The organism is Oerskovia sp. Root22 (assembly GCF_001429135.1).
Lineage (GTDB): Bacteria > Actinomycetota > Actinomycetes > Actinomycetales > Cellulomonadaceae > Oerskovia > Oerskovia enterophila.
In genome coordinates, this window is record NZ_LMIL01000007.1 from 406,081 (window position 1) to 422,307 (window position 16,227).

General features: G+C 72.1%; 15 protein-coding genes. 6 read left to right on the top strand and 9 right to left on the bottom strand.

Features of this window, described 5'->3' with window-relative positions; translation table 11 throughout:
- The first annotated feature begins 94 nt into the window (after nt 1-94).
- From ASE15_RS06780 to ASE15_RS06795, 4 genes are read left to right on the top strand one after another with little or no spacing between them, the layout of a single operon-like run.
- The gene (locus tag ASE15_RS06780; RefSeq protein WP_056648478.1) at nt 95-1,615 is read left to right on the top strand and encodes a cytochrome ubiquinol oxidase subunit I; all 1,521 of its coding nucleotides are present in this window, start codon (nt 95-97) and stop codon (nt 1,613-1,615) included.
- A 33-nt stretch (nt 1,616-1,648) separates the two neighbouring features.
- Nucleotides 1,649-2,824: a cytochrome d ubiquinol oxidase subunit II gene (gene cydB / locus ASE15_RS06785; protein WP_082618262.1), complete on the top strand. Its 1,176-nt coding sequence runs from the start codon at nt 1,649-1,651 to the stop codon at nt 2,822-2,824.
- Complete coding sequence (gene cydD / locus ASE15_RS06790; RefSeq protein WP_056762355.1) at nt 2,821-4,599, top strand: thiol reductant ABC exporter subunit CydD; 1,779 nt, start codon at nt 2,821-2,823, stop codon at nt 4,597-4,599. The genes cydB and cydD overlap by 4 nt, the downstream gene beginning before the upstream one ends.
- Nucleotides 4,596-6,593 carry an amino acid ABC transporter ATP-binding/permease protein gene (locus tag ASE15_RS06795; protein ID WP_056762357.1) on the top strand — a complete coding sequence of 666 codons (1,998 nt, stop codon included), beginning with the start codon at nt 4,596-4,598 and terminating at the stop codon, nt 6,591-6,593. Before cydD ends, ASE15_RS06795 begins: the two co-directional genes overlap by 4 nt.
- A gap of 15 nt (nt 6,594-6,608) precedes the next feature.
- Here the strand turns inward: ASE15_RS06795 and ASE15_RS06800 are convergent, their stop codons facing one another.
- From ASE15_RS06800 to ASE15_RS06810, 3 genes are read right to left on the bottom strand one after another with little or no spacing between them, the layout of a single operon-like run.
- Nucleotides 6,609-8,003: a dipeptidase gene (locus ASE15_RS06800; protein WP_056762360.1), complete on the bottom strand. Its 1,395-nt coding sequence runs from the start codon at nt 8,001-8,003 to the stop codon at nt 6,609-6,611.
- Nucleotides 8,000-8,509: a hypothetical protein gene (locus ASE15_RS06805; RefSeq protein ID WP_056648471.1), complete on the bottom strand. Its 510-nt coding sequence runs from the start codon at nt 8,507-8,509 to the stop codon at nt 8,000-8,002. Before ASE15_RS06805 ends, ASE15_RS06800 begins: the two co-directional genes overlap by 4 nt.
- Nucleotide 8,510: 1 nt before the next feature.
- A complete protein-coding gene (locus ASE15_RS06810; protein ID WP_235534215.1) occupies nt 8,511-10,064 on the bottom strand; it encodes an APC family permease in 1,554 nt (517 codons plus the stop codon).
- Nucleotides 10,065-10,308: 244 nt separating this feature from the next.
- Here ASE15_RS06810 and ASE15_RS06815 point away from each other — a divergent pair, with 244 nt between their 5' ends.
- Nucleotides 10,309-11,283, top strand: coding sequence for an NAD(P)-dependent oxidoreductase (locus tag ASE15_RS06815; protein WP_056762362.1), 975 nt, complete (start codon nt 10,309-10,311; stop codon nt 11,281-11,283).
- A 151-nt stretch (nt 11,284-11,434) separates the two neighbouring features.
- On the opposite strand, the gene mutM is transcribed toward ASE15_RS06815, so the two are convergent.
- From mutM to coaD, 6 genes are all read right to left on the bottom strand, one after another.
- Nucleotides 11,435-12,427 (bottom strand): bifunctional DNA-formamidopyrimidine glycosylase/DNA-(apurinic or apyrimidinic site) lyase, encoded by a 993-nt coding sequence (mutM, locus tag ASE15_RS06820; RefSeq protein ID WP_056762363.1) that lies wholly within the window; start codon nt 12,425-12,427, stop codon nt 11,435-11,437.
- Nucleotides 12,420-13,190 carry a ribonuclease III gene (gene rnc / locus ASE15_RS06825; protein WP_235534218.1) on the bottom strand — a complete coding sequence of 257 codons (771 nt, stop codon included), beginning with the start codon at nt 13,188-13,190 and terminating at the stop codon, nt 12,420-12,422. Before rnc ends, mutM begins: the two co-directional genes overlap by 8 nt.
- 5 nt (nt 13,191-13,195) lie before the next feature.
- Entirely contained in the window at nt 13,196-13,390 is a 195-nt protein-coding gene (rpmF, locus tag ASE15_RS06830) for a 50S ribosomal protein L32 (RefSeq protein ID WP_056648464.1), read from the bottom strand.
- 2 nt (nt 13,391-13,392) lie between these two features.
- The gene (locus ASE15_RS06835; protein ID WP_056762364.1) at nt 13,393-13,980 is read right to left on the bottom strand and encodes a DUF177 domain-containing protein; all 588 of its coding nucleotides are present in this window, start codon (nt 13,978-13,980) and stop codon (nt 13,393-13,395) included.
- 214 nt (nt 13,981-14,194) lie between these two features.
- A complete protein-coding gene (locus ASE15_RS06840; protein WP_056648460.1) occupies nt 14,195-14,722 on the bottom strand; it encodes a hypothetical protein in 528 nt (175 codons plus the stop codon).
- Nucleotides 14,719-15,285, bottom strand: a complete 567-nt coding sequence (gene coaD / locus ASE15_RS06845; RefSeq protein ID WP_082608740.1) for a pantetheine-phosphate adenylyltransferase — start codon at nt 15,283-15,285, stop codon at nt 14,719-14,721. The genes ASE15_RS06840 and coaD overlap by 4 nt, the downstream gene beginning before the upstream one ends.
- Nucleotides 15,286-15,388: 103 nt before the next feature.
- Here coaD and ASE15_RS06850 point away from each other — a divergent pair, with 103 nt between their 5' ends.
- Nucleotides 15,389-16,225: a hypothetical protein gene (locus tag ASE15_RS06850; RefSeq protein ID WP_056762366.1), complete on the top strand. Its 837-nt coding sequence runs from the start codon at nt 15,389-15,391 to the stop codon at nt 16,223-16,225.
- Nucleotides 16,226-16,227 lie beyond the last annotated feature (2 nt).

Genomic DNA, 16,227 nt, shown 5'->3' on the forward strand with positions numbered 1-16,227 from the left:
ATTGGTCCTAGCGTCAGGAGTACGACTGCTGACCCTGCCCTGAGCTCACCCTCAGAATCCCCCGGTAGCCCCCAGGAACCCCCCAGGAGCGTTTGTGGACGTCCTCGATCTCGCGAGGTGGCAGTTCGCCATCACGACCGTCTACCACTTCATCTTCGTGCCGCTGACGATCGGGCTCGCTCCCCTCGTCGCCATCATGCAGACCGCATGGGTCCGCACGGGGAACGAGCGGTGGCTCAAGCTCACCAAGTTCTTCGGCAAGCTGCTCCTCATCAACTTCGCGATCGGCGTCGTGACGGGGATCGTGCAGGAGTTCCAGTTCGGCATGAACTGGAGCGAGTACTCGCGCTTCGTCGGAGACGTCTTCGGTGCCCCGCTCGCCATGGAGGCGCTCGCCGCGTTCTTCATCGAGTCGACCTTCCTCGGCCTGTGGATCTTCGGCTGGGACCGCCTGTCCAAGCGCGTGCACCTCGCGTGCATCTGGGCCGTCGCGATCGCCGTGAACCTCTCCGCGTTCTTCATCCTCGCGGCCAACTCGTGGATGCAGCACCCGGTCGGGACCATCTACAACCCCGAGACCGGCCGTGCCGAGATGAACGACATCGGCGCGGTGCTCACGAACAACACGCTGTGGGCGGCGTTCCCGCACACCGTGGCCGCTGCGTTCCTCACCGCGGGCACGTTCGTGGCCGGCATCGCCGCGTGGTGGATGGTCCGTCTGGTGCGCACCAAGAAGGCCGAGAACATCGAACTCGCCCGCAGCGTCTACCGTCCGGCGATCACGCTCGGCGTCATCACCATGATCATCGCGGGGCTCGGCGTCGCGGTCAGCGGTGACTTCCAGGCCAAGCTGATGTTCCAGCAGCAGCCCATGAAGATGGCAGCCGCCGAGGCCCTGTGCGAGAGCTCTCCCGACGGCGCGCCGTTCTCCATCCTCGCGATCGGCGACCTGTCCGACTCGTGCGAGGGCGTCAACCACATCCTCGAGATCCCCGGCATGACGTCGTTCCTCGCCAAGGGCAGCTTCACTGCCCCGCTGCCGGGCGTCGACGAGGTCCAGCAGTCCATGACCGAGCGCTACGGCGACGTCACCGCGGACGGCGAGCCGGTCAACTACTCCCCCAACCTCGGCCTGACCTACTGGAGCTTCCGCCTCATGATCGGGTTCGCGGTCGGCTCGATCGCGCTCTCGCTCATGGCGCTGTGGCTCACCCGCAAGGGCAAGGTCACCGACAACAAGTGGTTCGCACGCGTCGGGATCTGGGCCATCCCCATGCCGTTCATCGCGTCGTCGTTCGGCTGGATCTTCACCGAGACCGGACGTCAGCCGTGGGTCGTGGCCCCCAACCCGTCAGGCATCGACTCGATCCGCCTGCTCACCGAGCGCGGCGTGTCCACGGTCGTCGGCCCGGGCGTGGTGCTGACCTCCATGATCGTCTTCACGCTCGTGTACGGGGCCCTCGCGGTCGTCTGGTTCAAGCTCATCCACCGCTACACGGTCGAGGGCGTGCCGGAGACCGTGCACGACGACTCCCCCGAGGCGCGCGCCAAGGGCGACCCCGACGACCCGGACTCGACCGACGAGTCCGAACGCCCCCTGTCCTTCGCGTACTGACGCGCTCTGACGGCTCAAGGAGACCCAGTACTCATGGAACTCACCATTCTCTGGTTCGTGCTCATCGCGATCCTGTGGATCGGCTACCTGGTCCTCGAAGGATTCGACTTCGGTGTCGGCATGCTCATGCCGATCCTGTCCCGCAACAAGGACAAGGCGAAGCAGGACACCGAGCGCCGGCTCATCATCAACACGATCGGCCCGGTCTGGGACGGCAACGAGGTCTGGCTCATCACGGCGGGTGGCGCGACGTTCGCGGCGTTCCCCGAGTGGTACGCGACGCTGTTCTCGGGCTTCTACATCCCGCTGCTGCTGATCCTCCTCGCGCTGATCGTGCGCGGTGTCGCGTTCGAGTACCGCGGAAAGATCAACGACGACCGCTGGCGGGCGCGCTGCGACCAGGCGATCATCTTCGGTTCGTGGATCCCCGCGATCCTGTGGGGCGTCGCGTTCGCCAACCTCGTCCGCGGGGTCGAGCTCGACGCCGCGCACCAGTACGTCGGCGGATTCTGGGCCCTGCTCAGCCCCTTCGCGCTCCTCGGAGGCCTCACGACGCTCGTGCTGTTCCTCATGCACGGTGCGGTCTTCATCGCCCTCAAGACCGACGGCGAGGTGCGGGTCAAGGCGCGCCGCCTGGCCGGGTACTTCTCGGTCGCCGCGGTCGTCGTGGCCGGCGGCTGGGCCGTGTGGGCCCAGGTCGCCTACTCGGTGCCGTGGACGTGGGCAGCGGTCGTCGTCGCGGCTCTCGCCCTGGTCGGCGTCGTGATCGCCAACGCCAAGGCGCGTGAGGGTTGGGCGTTCCTGTTCTCCGCGCTCGCGATCCTCGCCGCGACGGTCCTGATCTTCGGGTCCATGTACCCCGACGTGATGCCGGCCCACGACCCCGCGAACTCGTTGAACATCGACAACGCGTCCTCGACGCAGTACACGCTGACCGTCATGACCTGGGTCGCCGTGATCCTCGTCCCGGTCGTGCTGCTCTACCAGTCGTGGACCTACTGGGTGTTCCGCCGCCGCCTCTCGACCAAGGACGTCCCGCCGCCCATCGGCCTGTCGCTCACCAAGATCAAGGACGCCGCGTTCGGTGGCCCGTCGTCGGGCAGTGCCAGGTCGCTCGACCTGACCCCCGCCGAGGACGAGAAGGACGCCGGGACGGGCGCGACGTCGTCGGGCTCGCGCAAGCGCGGCACCGGGGACACCTCCGAGTGAAGCCCCTCGATCCACGGCTCCTGCGCCAGGCGCGGGCGGCCCGCGGGTACGTCGTGCTCACGGCGGTGCTCGGCCTCGTGACGGCCGGGCTCGTCGTGGCGCAGGCGCTGCTCATCGCGAGCGTCCTGGCCCCCGCGATCCAGGGCAGCCTCTCGCTGCCCGACGTCGGCACTCCCCTCGCGCTGCTCGGTGCGGTCGTGGCGGTGCGCGCCGGGGTCGCGTGGGCGCAGGAGCGGTTCGCGCTCAAGGCTGCGACCAAGACGGTCGCGGAGCTCCGCGAGCAGGTCGTCAGCCATGCGGTGGCCCTGGGCCCCCGCTGGCTGGCGACCGGCCGCGGTCCGGCGGTCGCGACGCTCGCGACGCGCGGGCTCGACGACCTCGAGCCGTACATGGTCAGGTACCTGCCGCAGCTCCTGCTCGCGGCGACCGTGACCCCCGCGACGCTCGCGGTGGTCCTGGGCCTCGACTGGATCTCCGCGATCATCATCGCGGTCACGATCCCCCTCATCCCGGTCTTCATGATCCTCGTGGGCCAGCTCACGGCGGGGACGTCCGAACGGCGGCTCGAGGTCATGCAGCGCCTGGGCTCCCAGGTGCTCGACCTCATGGCCGGGCTGCCGACGCTGCGCGCCTTCGGTCGCGAGCACGGGCCCGAGAAGCGGGTCAGGGCGCTCGGCGACGCCAACCGCCGGGCCACCATGGGGACGCTGCGCGTCGCGTTCCTGTCCGGCATGGTCCTCGAGCTGCTCACGACCCTGTCGGTCGCGCTCGTCGCGGTCGGGATCGGGCTGCGCCTCGTGTACGGCGAGGTCGGGCTCGAGCCCGCGCTCGCGGTGCTGGTGCTGGCCCCCGAGGTCTACCTGCCGCTGCGCCAGGTCGGGATGCACTTCCACGCCTCGACCGACGGGATCGCCGCGGCCAACCAGGCGTTCGAGGTGCTCGACGAACCGCTGCGTCCCGTCGGCACCACGCCCGCGCCCTCCCTGGCCGGTGCTCGGATCTCGTTCGAGGGGGTGAGCGTGCGCGCGGGAGACCGCGACGTGCTCGCCCCCGCGGCGCTCACGACGACGTTCGGCTCCGCTGCCGGCGAGGCGGGCTCCGCGTCGGGCGCTCCGTCGTCGGGCACGGTGGTGGCCCTGACCGGGCCCAGCGGGTCCGGCAAGACGACCACGGCGCTGGTCCTGCTCGGCCTGCTCGCGCCCGACGCCGGGCGCGTCGTGGTGACCCCTCGCGACGGCGAGCCCGTCGATCTCGCCGAGATCGACCCTGCCACGTGGTGGCCGCAGGTCGCGTGGGTGCCCCAGCGGCCCACGCTCACGCCGGGAACTGTGCGCGAGGTCGTGCTCGACGGGCGCGAGGTCTCCGACGACGACCTCGCGGAGGCCGCGCGGCTCTCGGGGCTCGACGCCGTGCTGGACGTCCTGCCCGAGGGCTGGGCGACCCCGATCGGCCAGGGCGGCGTGGGGCTCAGCGTGGGCCAGCGTCAGCGCGTGGCCCTCACCGCGGCCCTGCTGGGCGACCCGTCGCGCGTGCCGCTCGTGGTGCTCGACGAGCCCACGGCGCACCTCGACGCGCGCGGCGAGCGCGCCGTGCTCGACGCCGTCCGGGCCTGGCGCGACCAGGGACGCACGGTCGTCGTGGTCGCGCACCGCACGAGCCTCGTCGACCTCGCCGACCAGGTCGTGACGGTCTCCTCGGCCGCGCTGCCCCCGACCCCCGGCGATGCTGCCGACGCTCCCACCTCCTCACCCACCTCGTCTGGAGCCGTCGCATGAGCGCCCTCGACACGTCCCGCGACTCTCCCGTCCGCGGCGCCGGCACGGCCGACGGCGCGGGCGCCGATCCCCTGTGGCGCGCGGTGCGGCTCCTCGACGTGAGCTGGGGACGCGCCGCGCGCGCGATCGGGCTGGGCTCGCTCGCGCTGGCCAGCTCGGTCGGGCTCGCGGCCGTCGCGGCGTGGCTCATCGCGCGCGCCTCGCAGATGCCTCCCGTGCTCCAGCTCTCGGTCGCTACCGTGGCCGTGCGCGCGTTCGGTATCTCGCGCGGGGTGTTCCGTTACCTCGAGCGACTGGCCTCGCACGACGTCGCGCTGCGCGGTATGGCCTCGCTCCGCGCCAACGTCTACACCTCGCTGGCCTCCGGGCGGACAGCCGCGGTCGCGGGTGTCCGCCGCGGCGACCTGCTCGCGCGCGTGGGCGCCGACGTCGACGCGGTGGGCGACGTCGTCGTGCGCGCGATCATCCCCGCGGGCGTGGCCCTCGTGGTGTCCGCAGGCTCGGTGATCCTGGTCGGGGTGTTCCTGCCCTCGGCGGGCGTCGCCCTGTTCCTGTGCCTCCTGCTCGCAGGCGTCCTGGGCCCGTGGCTCTCCGCGCGGGCCGCGCGCCGCACCGAGGAGCGCGGCGCGGCCGCCCGCGCCGAGATGACGTCCACGGTGCTCGAGACGCTCGAGGGCTCGGGACCGCTCACGGTCTCGGGTCGGCTCTCCCAGCGCATGGACGCGCTGCGGCGCACCGACCGTGAGCTCGCCGCGGTGACCGACTCCGGGGCACGGACCTCGGGCACGGCCGCCGCGATCAACAACGCCGCGATCGGGCTCGCCGTGCTCGCCTCCCTGCTGCTCGGCATCCCCGCGGTCGCGGCGGGGACCCTGGCTCCGGTCGAGCTCGCCGTGATCGTCCTGACGCCGCTCGCGGTGTTCGAGGCCGCGGGCGTGCTGCCCGCCGCAGCTGTGCAGATGCACCGGTCGCGCCAGGCCGCGCGGCGCATCATGGAGCTGCTCGACGCGGCGGCCGGGACCGAGGTGCTCGCGGGGAACGACGGGTCCACCGGGTCCACCGGGTCCACCGCGGTCTCTGCCACGAACCCCGGCCCCGCTGACCTGTCAGAAGCGCACCGGGCGACGCCCGGGTCCACTTCTGACACGCATGCTGGCGACACCAGGTTGTCAGAAGCACACCGGGCCATCCCCCGGGCCACTTCTGACACCTCGGAAGCCGTGGCCCCCGTCCCTGAGGTCACCGTGGCCGACGCCTCGTGCGGCTGGAACGGTCGCGCAGCGGTGACCGGGATCGACCTCACGGTCAGCCCCGGGCGGGCGGTCGCGATCGTGGGCCCCTCGGGCGTCGGCAAGACGACCCTGCTCATGACGACCGCGGGTCTCATCCCGCAGGTCGCGGGACACGTGAGCCTCGACGGCTCCCCGATCTCGTCCCTGCCGCCCGACGACGTCGCGCACCAGGTCGTCTTCGTCGCCGAGGACGGGCACGTCTTCGACACCACGCTGCTCGAGAACCTGCGCGTCGCCCGCGGCGACGTCACCCCGGACGAGGCCGAGGCCGCGCTGGTCGAGGTCGGGCTCGGCGAGTGGCTCGCTGGACTGCCCGACGGCGTCGGCACGACCCTCGGACCGGACGCGACGACCATCTCGGGCGGGGAGCGCCGTCGGCTCCTCGTGGCACGCTCCCTGCTGGCCCCCGCTCCCCTGCTGCTCGTCGACGAGCCCGCCGAGCACCTCGACCCGGCGACCGCCGACGAGCTGCTCACCCACCTCGTGGAGACCACCCGGACGCGCGGGCGAGGCGTGGTCGTCGCGACCCACCGGCTCTCGGCGCTCGCCGCGGCCGACGAGGTGCTGCTCCTCGGCCGGACCGACGACGCCGACCCCGAGAGCCCCGCGACCGTGCTCGCACGCGGCACCCACGCCGAGCTGATCGCGCGCGACGAGGGCTACCGGTGGGCGCTCGCGCAGGAGGCGGCAGCCGGGCGGTAGCCCTCCGTCGCCGCCTCAGCCCTGGGACGCCCCTGCCCCCAGCCGGGACAGGAACAGCGCCTCGCCCACCGCGAGCTGCTCGATCTCGCTCGGCGCGACCGACTCGTTGGGCGCGTGGATGAGGCACGCGGGCTCCTCGACGCCGAGCAGCACGATCTGCGCGTCGGGGTACTCGGACGCGAGCACGTTGCACAGCGGGATCGACCCGCCCTGGCCCGCCGTGACGGTCTCCTTGCCGAACGCGTCGGCCAGCGCACGCGAGAGCGTGTCGAACACGTGCCCGTCGGTCCGGGCCTGGAACGGCTGCCCGACGGCGTCGCGCGTCGTCGTGACCTTGACACCCCAGGGCGCGTGGTTCTCCAGGTGGGCCACGAGCTTGTCCTGGAGGTCCTGCGCGTCCGCCCCCGGCGGGACCCGCAGGTTGAGCCGGGCCGCGGCCCGGGGCTGGATCGCTGCGGCCGAGCCCACCACGTTCGGGGCGTCGATCCCCAGGATCGTGACGGCCGGCCGGGCCCACAGCTGGTCGGAGACGCGCCCCGACCCCAGGAGCCGGGTGCCCTCGAGCATCCCGGCGTCGCTGCGGAACTGGTCCGGGTCGTAGTCGACGCCCGGCCAGGTGGCGTCGGCGATCTCCGGGGGGATGCCGTCGATCGTCGTGTTCCCCTCCTCGTCGCGCAACGAGGACAGGAGGTGGACGAGGGCCGCGAGCGCGTCGGGCGCCGCGCCGCCGAACATGCCCGAGTGGATCTCGCCCTTGAGCGCCTCGACCGTCACGACGACGTTGGTCGCACCGCGCAAGGACACCGTGAGCGTGGGGAGGCCCAGCGTCGCGTTGCCCGTGTCGGCGATGAGGATCGCGTCCGCGGTGAGCTCGCCCGGGTGGGCCTCGACGTACTGGTCCAGGCCGCCCGTACCCTGTTCCTCGGACCCCTCGATGACGATCCGGACACCCACCGGGAAGTCGTCGCCGCCGAGCGCCCGGAGGGCGCGCAGCGCCGTGAGGTGCGTGACGATGTTGCCCTTGCAGTCGGCCGACCCGCGACCGTACAGGCGTCCGTCGCGCTCGGTGAGCTCGAACGGTGGCGTGTGCCATGCGGCGTCGTCGAGCGGGGGCTGCACGTCGTAGTGCGAGTAGAGGAGCACCGTGGGGGCCCCGGGTGGGCCGGGGCGGTAGCCCAGCACCACGTTCGACCCGTCGGGGGTCTCGACCAGGCGGGCGTCGTCGATCCCCTCGGCGCGGAAGGCGTCGGCTACCCAGTGCGCGGCGCTCTCGCAGTCCTCGCGGGGGAAGAGCCGCTCGTCGGCGACCGACGGGATCGCGACCAGGGTCCGCAGGTCGTCGAGGGCTCGGGGCAGCAGTGACGCGACCTGCTCCTGCACGGGCGTGAGATCTTCCGGGGCGCTGCTCACGATTCCTCCTGGTTGGTCGTGTTCTCGTCGAGGTTGAGGGAGTCGACGTAGTCGTCGAACTCGTCGAGCTGCTCGGGGCAGTAGACCTCGATCACGAGGCGGTCCCCTGCGAGCCGTCGCTCGTCGACGAGCGACGGCCTGCTGCCGGGGCCCGTGGCCCCGTTCGTGGACCCGAGGTTCGCCGTCGCCTTCACCAGGGCGGCCGGGTCGCTGCAGAAGCCGCCGCCGTCGGCGCCCAGCACCGCGACGATCTGGTCCTCGTCGAACGCCGTGATCCCGATCTCCTCGAACTTGCCGTGCAGCTCGGCTGCCCGCTGCTCGGCGAGCTCGCGGTCCTGCGAGGCGTGGTAGCTGTTGTACAGCACGGCCATGAGGATCCCGACCCCGACGGCCAGGATCGCGGCCGCGGTGTAGACGATCCAGCGCCGGGTGCCGTCCGGCTCGTCCTCGTGCTGCGGCAGACCGTCGGTTCCGCCAGGCCCACCCGTCGTCGACGTCGTGGTCATGTCACGCCTCCTTCGGTCCGTCGGCGGGAGCGTCGACGAGCGGCTCCTCCGGGCCCCCGACGTTGTCGGGGTTCTTCCAGTGGGGCTTGCGCAGGAAGTAGAAGAGCGCGGGGACCAGGATGCCGACGACCCCGAGCCCGCCGCCGACGATCAGCAGGTAGACCCCGCTGCTGCCGCTCGAGAACTGGGCGGGGGGCACGAAGCCGATGATCATGGCCGCGACCGAGGCGAGGAATCCGACGGTGCACAGCAGCGTGAGCGCCGGTGCGCGGTACCCGCGCGGGTGGTCGGGCTTGTTCCGCCGCAGCCGGACGGCCGCCACGAAGAGCAGGAGGTACATGATCAGGTACACCTGCGTCGTGATGACCGAGAGGATCCAGTAGGAGCTCGAGACGTCCGGGATGAACGCGTAGAGCAGCGCGATCACCGTGGTCACCAGGCCCTGCGAGACCAGGATGTTCTGCTGGACCCCGTGCTTGTTGAGCTTCTGCAGGAAGGGCGGCAGGTAGCCCTCCTCGCGCGCCACGGTCAGCAGGCCCTTGGACGGTCCGGCGAGCCAGGTGAGCATGCCACCGAGCGAGGCCGCGATGAGCATGAGGCCCAGGATCGGCGTCAGCCAGCTCACGCCGAAGTTCGCGAAGAACGCGTCGAACGCCTGCATGACCCCCGCCGTCAGGCTGAGCTGGTCGGCCGGGATGACCCAGCTGATCGCGAGCGCCGGGAGGATGAAGATCAGCAGCACCAGGCCGATCGCGAGGAACATCGAGCGCGGGAACTCCTTGGCCGGCTTGCGCAGGCTGGTCACGTGCACGGCGTTCATCTCCATGCCCGCGTAGGACAGGAAGTTGTTGACCACGAGCACGAGCGACGCGATCCCGGTCCACTGGGGCAGCAGGTGCGAGGCGTCCATCGGGGCCGCCGACGTGTTGCCCTGCCCGAGGAACACGAGCCCCAGGATCACGAGCAGCGCCCCGGGAACCAGGGTCCCGATGATGAGCCCGAAGCTCGAGAGGCCCGCCACGGTCTTGGTGCCCTGCGACGACACCCACACGCCCGTCCAGAACAGCACCACGATCACGATCGCGACGTACAGCCCGTTGCTCGCGAGCGAGGGGTTGATGACGTACGCGAACGTGCTCGCCACGTACCCGAGGAGGCTCGGGTAGTAGAAGATCGTCATGGCGAACTGGCACCAGATCGCCAGGAACCCCGCAGGCTTCGAGATGCCGTCCGCGACCCACCGGTACACGCCGCCGGACCACCCGGAGGCCAGCTCGGCCGAGACGAGCGACGTCGGCAGCAGGAACACGATCGCGGGCACGATGTAGAGGAACACCGCGGACAGCCCGTAGACCGCCATGGTCGGCGCAGCACGCAGGCTCGCGACCGACGACGTGATCATGAACGCGAGCATCAGCCACGTGATGTAGTTCTTGGGGGTGCGGGCCGTGATCGCCGCGCGCATCTCCTCGCGGGTGGGCGGGGCGCCGCGCCTCTCCGACGTGACCGACGAGGGCGTCCCCGGACCGCCCGGCTCCGCTGTGGGTGAGGCCATCTTTCCTCCGTGCCGCCGAGACCCCCCTGGACGGACGGGTCGCCGAGAACCGCTCGAACGTGCCAGACGTTGCGAACATATCGCCCGGCCGGGGATTGCGCTCCCGGAACGGGCGGCACCTGGCCCGCCCGCGACACGCCGGGACGGTCGGGCCCGTCGCGCTGATAGCGTCGACGGACCGTCCCGCCGATGCCCCGGCCGCCGGTCCCGCCCGCACCGCCCTCGCCCTCGTCTGGAGCCACGCGTGAAGATCCTCGTCCCCGACTCCCTCCCGCTCGACCTCACGCCCCAGGGGTCCGGCGACACCGCAGCGAGCGCAGGCGGAGCACGGGACGTGTTCGTCGAGTACGACGGCGGAGCGCCCCTCCCGGTCGAGCACCGCGACGCCGAGGTCCTGGTCGCCTGGGCCAACACCCCCGCGAACCTCGCGGACGCCGCCGCGCACCTGCCCCGGTTGCGCTGGGTCCAGACCCTCGCCGCAGGGCCTGACGCGATCCTCGCGGCGGGCTTCGCCCCGGACGTGGTCGTGACCAACGGTCGGTCGCTGCACGACGGCCCCGTGGCCGAGCACACCTTGGCCCTGACGCTCGCGGCGGTCCGGCGGCTCGACCGGTTGGGCACGGCGCAGCGCGAGCACCGGTGGGACTCGGCGCTGGGAGACGAGCAGGCCGACCCGGCGACGAGTTCGCGCTTCACGCTGCACGGTGCGCAGGTCACGATCTGGGGCTTCGGCTCGATCGCGGCCGCGCTCGCACCGCTCTACGCGGCGCTCGGGGCCCGCGTCACGGGGGTCGCGAGCACCGCGGGCGACCGGTTCGGCTTCCCCGTCGTGACCGACGCGGACCTGCCACGGGTCCTGGCGACGACGGACGTCCTGGTCTCTCTGCTGCCCGCGGTCCCGGCGACGCGCCACGCGTTCGACGCCGCCCGCATCGCCCAGCTCCCGGACCACGCGTGGTTCGTCAACGCGGGCCGCGGAGCGACGGTCGACGAGGTCGCCCTGGTCGCCGCGCTGCGCGAGGGCCGTCTGGGCGGCGCCGCGCTGGACGTGACGGAGATCGAGCCGCTCCCGGCGGACTCACCGCTGTGGGACGCCCCGCGCACGATCCTGACCCCCCACGTCGCGGGAGGCCGACCGCAGGGCGCGTCGGCCCTGGTCCTGGAGAACCTGGAGAACCTGCGCGCGGGCCGCCCGCTGCGCAACGTGGTCCCGCGCTGAGTCCCGCGATCCCGCAGTGGACCAGTTGTCAGAACGTGGCCGGGCCATAGACCGGCCACGTTCTGACAACTCATCCGTCCGAGGGCCCCGTTGAGGGGCGATGCGAGAGGAACGTCGCGCACACGCCCGGCGCGACCACCGCCAGGTGCACCTACCAGCGCGCGTTCCGCGGCACCTTCTGGCAGACGGGGCACGTGTACGACGACCGGTTCATGAACTCGTCGCGCCGCACGAGCGCCCCGCAGCGCGTGCACTCCTCGCCCTCGCGCCCGTACACCGCGAGCGAGCGCGAGAAGTACCCGGACTGGCCGTTGACGTTGACGTAGAGCTCGTCGAAGCTGGTCCCGCCCTGGGCGAGGGCCTCTCGCATGACCTCCTCGGCGGCGTCGAGCACGCGGTGCGCCTCGGCCAGTCGCAGGGTGTCGGTGGGGCGCGCGTAGTGGAGCCCGGCGCGCCACAGGGCCTCGTCGGCGTAGATGTTGCCGACGCCGGACACGAGGCGCTGGTCGAGCAGCGCGCGCTTGATCCCGGTCCGACGACGGCGCACCGCCCGTGCGAGGTCGTCGCGCCGCAGCGCGGGGTCGAGCAGGTCGCGCGCGATGTGCGCGGCGGGCTCGGGGATCTCCGCGAGGGGCGACCCCCAGCCTCCGGGCGCACCGTCGGGGGTCGGTGCGAGGTCCGTCACGGACAGGTGCCCGAACGTGCGCTGGTCCACGAAGTCGAGGGTGCGCGGCGCGTCCGCCTCGTCCTCGCCGGCGAGCCCGGACAGCTCGAGCCGGACCCGCAGGTGTGGGACCTTCTCGACCGCGGCGCTCCCTGACCGGACCAGGAGCTGGCCGCTCATGCCCAGGTGCGCCATGAGCGCGGTGACGTGCCCGCCCGCGGGCGCGGCGCCGTCGGGCAGGTCGCCGGACTCGACGGCCACCGCGCCCGACGTCTCCTCCAGGAGGAGCCACAGGTACTTGCCGCGGCGGACCGCGGCGCCCACGCGCTGCCCCACGAGCTGGCCGCGGAAGCTCTCCGGGCCACCCTCGTGACGACGGACCGAGTAGTCGCGCAGGACCTCGACGCCCGTGACCGTGCGTCCGGTGACGTGGCGGGCGAGACCGTCACGGACGGTCTCGACCTCGGGGAGCTCAGGCAACGGTGCCCGGCTCGTCGAGGTGCTCGTCCTGGTCCGCCCGTGCGTCCGTGCCCCCGGCCGAGGTGGGCAGCGGCAGCTTCTGGATGGCGAGGTACGCCATCTCGGCGGCCTCCTGCTCGGCGTACTTCTTGGCCGAGCCGTGGCCGGTGCCGTAGACGACGCCGTCGAGCGAGACCTCGGACGTGAAGGTGCGGGCGTGGTCGGGGCCGTCGCCCGTGCTCGCGTAGGCCGGAGCACCCAGGTTGCGGGCCGCGGCGGACTCCTGGAGAGAGGTCTTCCAGTCGAGTCCTGCGCCCAGGTCAGCGGCGACGGCGAGCGTGGGGTCCACGAGCCGGTGCACCAGGTCGCGAGCGACCTCGAGGCCGTGGCTCAGGTAGGTCGCACCGATCAGCGCCTCGACGGTGTCCGACAGGATCGAGTCCTTGTCGTTGCCGCGGGTCCGGATCTCGCCCTTGCCGAGCAGGATGTACCCGCCGAGGCCCAGGTCGCGCGCGATCGCGGCGAGCGACTTCTGCGAGACCGTGGCGGCGCGCATCTTGGCGAGCTCGCCCTCCGGCAGGTCCGGGTGGCGGCGGTACAGCGCCTCGGTCACGACGAGCCCCAGCACGGTGTCCCCGAGGAACTCGAGGCGCTCGTTGGTGGGGATGCCGCCGTGCTCGTGGGCGAACGAACGGTGCGTCAGTGCAAGCACGAGAAGCTCGGGATCCAGGTGGATCCCGAGCCTCTCGAGAAGACCGGCGGCCGCAGGGGCTTCCGGCGTCACACTATTCAGCCTGCGTGCTCGGTGCGCAGCGCCTCGACGTACTGACGGCCCTTGTAGGTGCCGCAGGTCGGGCACGCAGCGTGCGACAGCTTGTCGCCCTTGCACTGCGGGCAGGTCGTGAGGTTCGCGGCGGTGGTCTTCCACTGCGAACGACGCGCACGGGTGTTGCTGCGCGACATCTTGCGCTTCGGAACAGCCACGGCTAGCTCTCTTTCGTCTCGTCGGACACGCTCGGATCCTCGAGCATGCTCTGTAGTGCCGACCACCGGGGATCGACAATGTCGTGCGAGTGATCAGGATCCTCAGCCAGACGTGCTCCGCACTCGGAGCACAGGCCCTGGCAATCGGGCTGACACAACGGTCTGAATGGTAGTGCAGTGACGACGGAATCCCGAAGCGTGGGCTCGAGATCGATCAGGTCGCCCTCGAGCTCGTACACCTCGTCCTCGTCGTCACCGGACTCTGCCGCGGCCTTCGCACGCTCGGGATACACGAACAGCTCCTGGATGTCCGCGACGACGTCAGCCGTCACCGGTTCCAAGCACCGCACGCACTCCCCGACCGCCTGGGCCTGGGCAGTCCCTGTCACCAGGACCCCGTCCATCACCGACTCGAGCCGGACGTCCAGCTCGAGATCAATGCCTTCAGGGATGCCGATCACGACGGTACCGAGGTCTGCCGGAGCCTTGACCGAGCGAGTCACTTCACGCATCGATCCGGGACGCCGACCGAGCTCGTAGGTGTCGAGCACAAGAGGCGAGCGCGAGTCGAGAGTGATGGGTTCCTCCACGGGTTGTCAGCGACCCGAGCGGGTCACCAGGTGTTCAAGGTCACAGCGCGCACGCCAGTCCCGCAAGAACCAGGGGGATCTCAGGGAGATGAACGTGCACCTCGGCCCCAGCCGATGACAGGCAGGACCAACGGACCATCTTACGGCATGACCGAACCGCCGTCTAACCTCGCGAACTGACCCGGATCGGACAGGCTGTCCGCGGCCCCGCGACCTACTCCCCCGAGCCCTCGGCTCCCTGGAGCTCCCCCATGCGCTGGGCGAGCTTGGCCCGCCCGGCGTGCACCTGCGCCATGACCTTGCCCAGGTCCACCTCGAACTCGGCGAGGCGACGGTCGCAGTAGTCGTCGGCGTCGACCCGCAGCTCGGCGGCGGTCCGCTCGGCGTCCTCGACGATCGCGTGGGCCCGCGACTCGGCCTGCACCGCGACCTGCTCCTTCTGGACCAGCTCGATCGCGCGGGCGCGCGCCGTCGTGAGGATGTCCTCGGCCTGCCTGTTCGCCTCCGCAAGGACCGCGTCGGCCTCCGCGAGCACCTCGTCGGCGTGCGCGAGCTGCTCGGGCAGCGCGCGGCGCATCTCGTCGACGAGTGCCAGGGCGTCGGCCTTGTGGACCAGGACCGAGGACGACATGGGCATGGCCCGGGCGGTCTCGACGAGGTGGGCCAGGTCGTCGAGGATCACGTGGAGCCCGGCCTCGGTCTGGGCCTCGTCCTCGGTCTGCGCGAGCGGGTGGTCGTTCATCGGCCTGTTCCTTCCGTGGTGGGGGTCGCCTGCTGCGCCTGCCGCGTCTGCTCTGCCGCGGGCGTCGAGCCGGCCGCGCGGTCCGCGAGCGCCTGGCGCACGAGGTCGCCCACCCCCGCCGGGACCAGGTCGTCGACCGGCCCCCCGAAGCGGGCCACGTCCTTGACGAGCGAGGACGCGACGTGGGCGAGGGCGGGGTCGCCCGGGACGAACACGGTCTCGACACCCACGAGGTGGCGGTTCATGAGGGCCATGGGCAGCTCGGCGTCGAAGTCCGCGCCTCCGCGCAGGCCCTTGACGACCGCTACGGCACCGACCTCGCGGCAGAAGTCCACGAGGAGGCCGGGGACGATCGCGACGCGCACGTCCTCGAGTCCCGGGCTCGCGTCGAGCGCGGCGCGGGCGATCTCGACGCGCTGCTCGGCGCTCAGGAGCGCGGACTTGGACGAGTTGCGGGCGACCCCCAGGACGACCTCGTCGAACAGCGACCGCGCTCGGCGGACGATGTCGAGGTGGCCGAGGGTGAGGGGGTCGAACGACCCCGGGCAGACGGCGATGGTCACCTTGCCACGGTAGTACACGCCCCCCGGGAATCCGGGCAGGTCAGGGCCTGCCGCGGGCCGCGTCAGGCCGCGCGCAGGGCGCGGGCGCGGCAGGATGGGTGCCATGTCTCCCCAGTCCGGTCCCGTCGTCGTCCCCCTCCGCTCGGTCGAGCAGCTCACGCAGCTCTACCGGGACGTGCTGAGCCCGTCGTTCCCGCCTGCGGAGCTGGTCTCGCTCTCGTCGTTCCTCGCGGACCACGCGGCGGGGCATCTGGAGTCGTTGGGGGTCGTGGAGGTGCCCGACGGCGCCGCTCCCCCGAGCAGACAGGGTGCGGCTGGGCCCGGGTCGGGCACGGCGGACGGCGAGCCGGGCGAGGCGCCTGCCGGGCGTGTGGTGGCCGGCGTCGTCGGCTCGTGGTCGGCCGAGGCGCGCGTCCTGCTCGTGCAGTACCTGGCGATCGCGCCGGGGCGGCGCGGGGGCGGGATCGGCGCGGCGCTCCTCGGGGCGGCCGTGGCCGCATGGCTGACGAACCTGCGCCCCGCCATGGTGCTGGGCGAGGTCGAGCACCCGGGCTTCCACTCGGCGAGCGAGGCGCACGGGGACCCCGAGGCGCGGCTACGGTTCTACGCGCGCCACGGCGGACGCGTCCTGGCGGTGCCGTACTTCCAGCCCGGCAACGCACCCGGCGCCGAGCGTGTGCCCGCCCTGCTGCTCATGACGCTCGCGACCGAGGACCCCACGGCGACGAGCGTGCCGGCGGCCCCGCTGCGCACGTTCCTGCGCGAGTACTTCGTGGACAGCGAGGGGAGCCTCGCGGACGACGCGCCGACGCGCGCGCTGCTGGCCTCGGTCGCGGGAGAGCGCGTCGAGCTGGTCCCGGCCGACGAGCTGGACCGTGTTCCCGTGGGCCTGCTCGACGAGACGTCGCTGCGCGCGCCCGCCGCCCCTGCCGCGCTCTAGGT

Coding starts and splice junctions, on each gene's coding strand:
- ASE15_RS06795 (WP_056762357.1), top strand. CDS start 4,596: ATGAGCGCCCTCGACACGTCCCGCGACTCTCCCGTCCGCGGCGCCGGC.
- ASE15_RS06840 (WP_056648460.1), bottom strand. CDS start 14,722: ATGAACGACCACCCGCTCGCGCAGACCGAGGACGAGGCCCAGACCGAG.
- ASE15_RS06850 (WP_056762366.1), top strand. CDS start 15,389: ATGTCTCCCCAGTCCGGTCCCGTCGTCGTCCCCCTCCGCTCGGTCGAG.
- cydB (WP_082618262.1), top strand. CDS start 1,649: ATGGAACTCACCATTCTCTGGTTCGTGCTCATCGCGATCCTGTGGATC.
- ASE15_RS06810 (WP_235534215.1), bottom strand. CDS start 10,064: ATGGCCTCACCCACAGCGGAGCCGGGCGGTCCGGGGACGCCCTCGTCG.
- ASE15_RS06805 (WP_056648471.1), bottom strand. CDS start 8,509: ATGACCACGACGTCGACGACGGGTGGGCCTGGCGGAACCGACGGTCTG.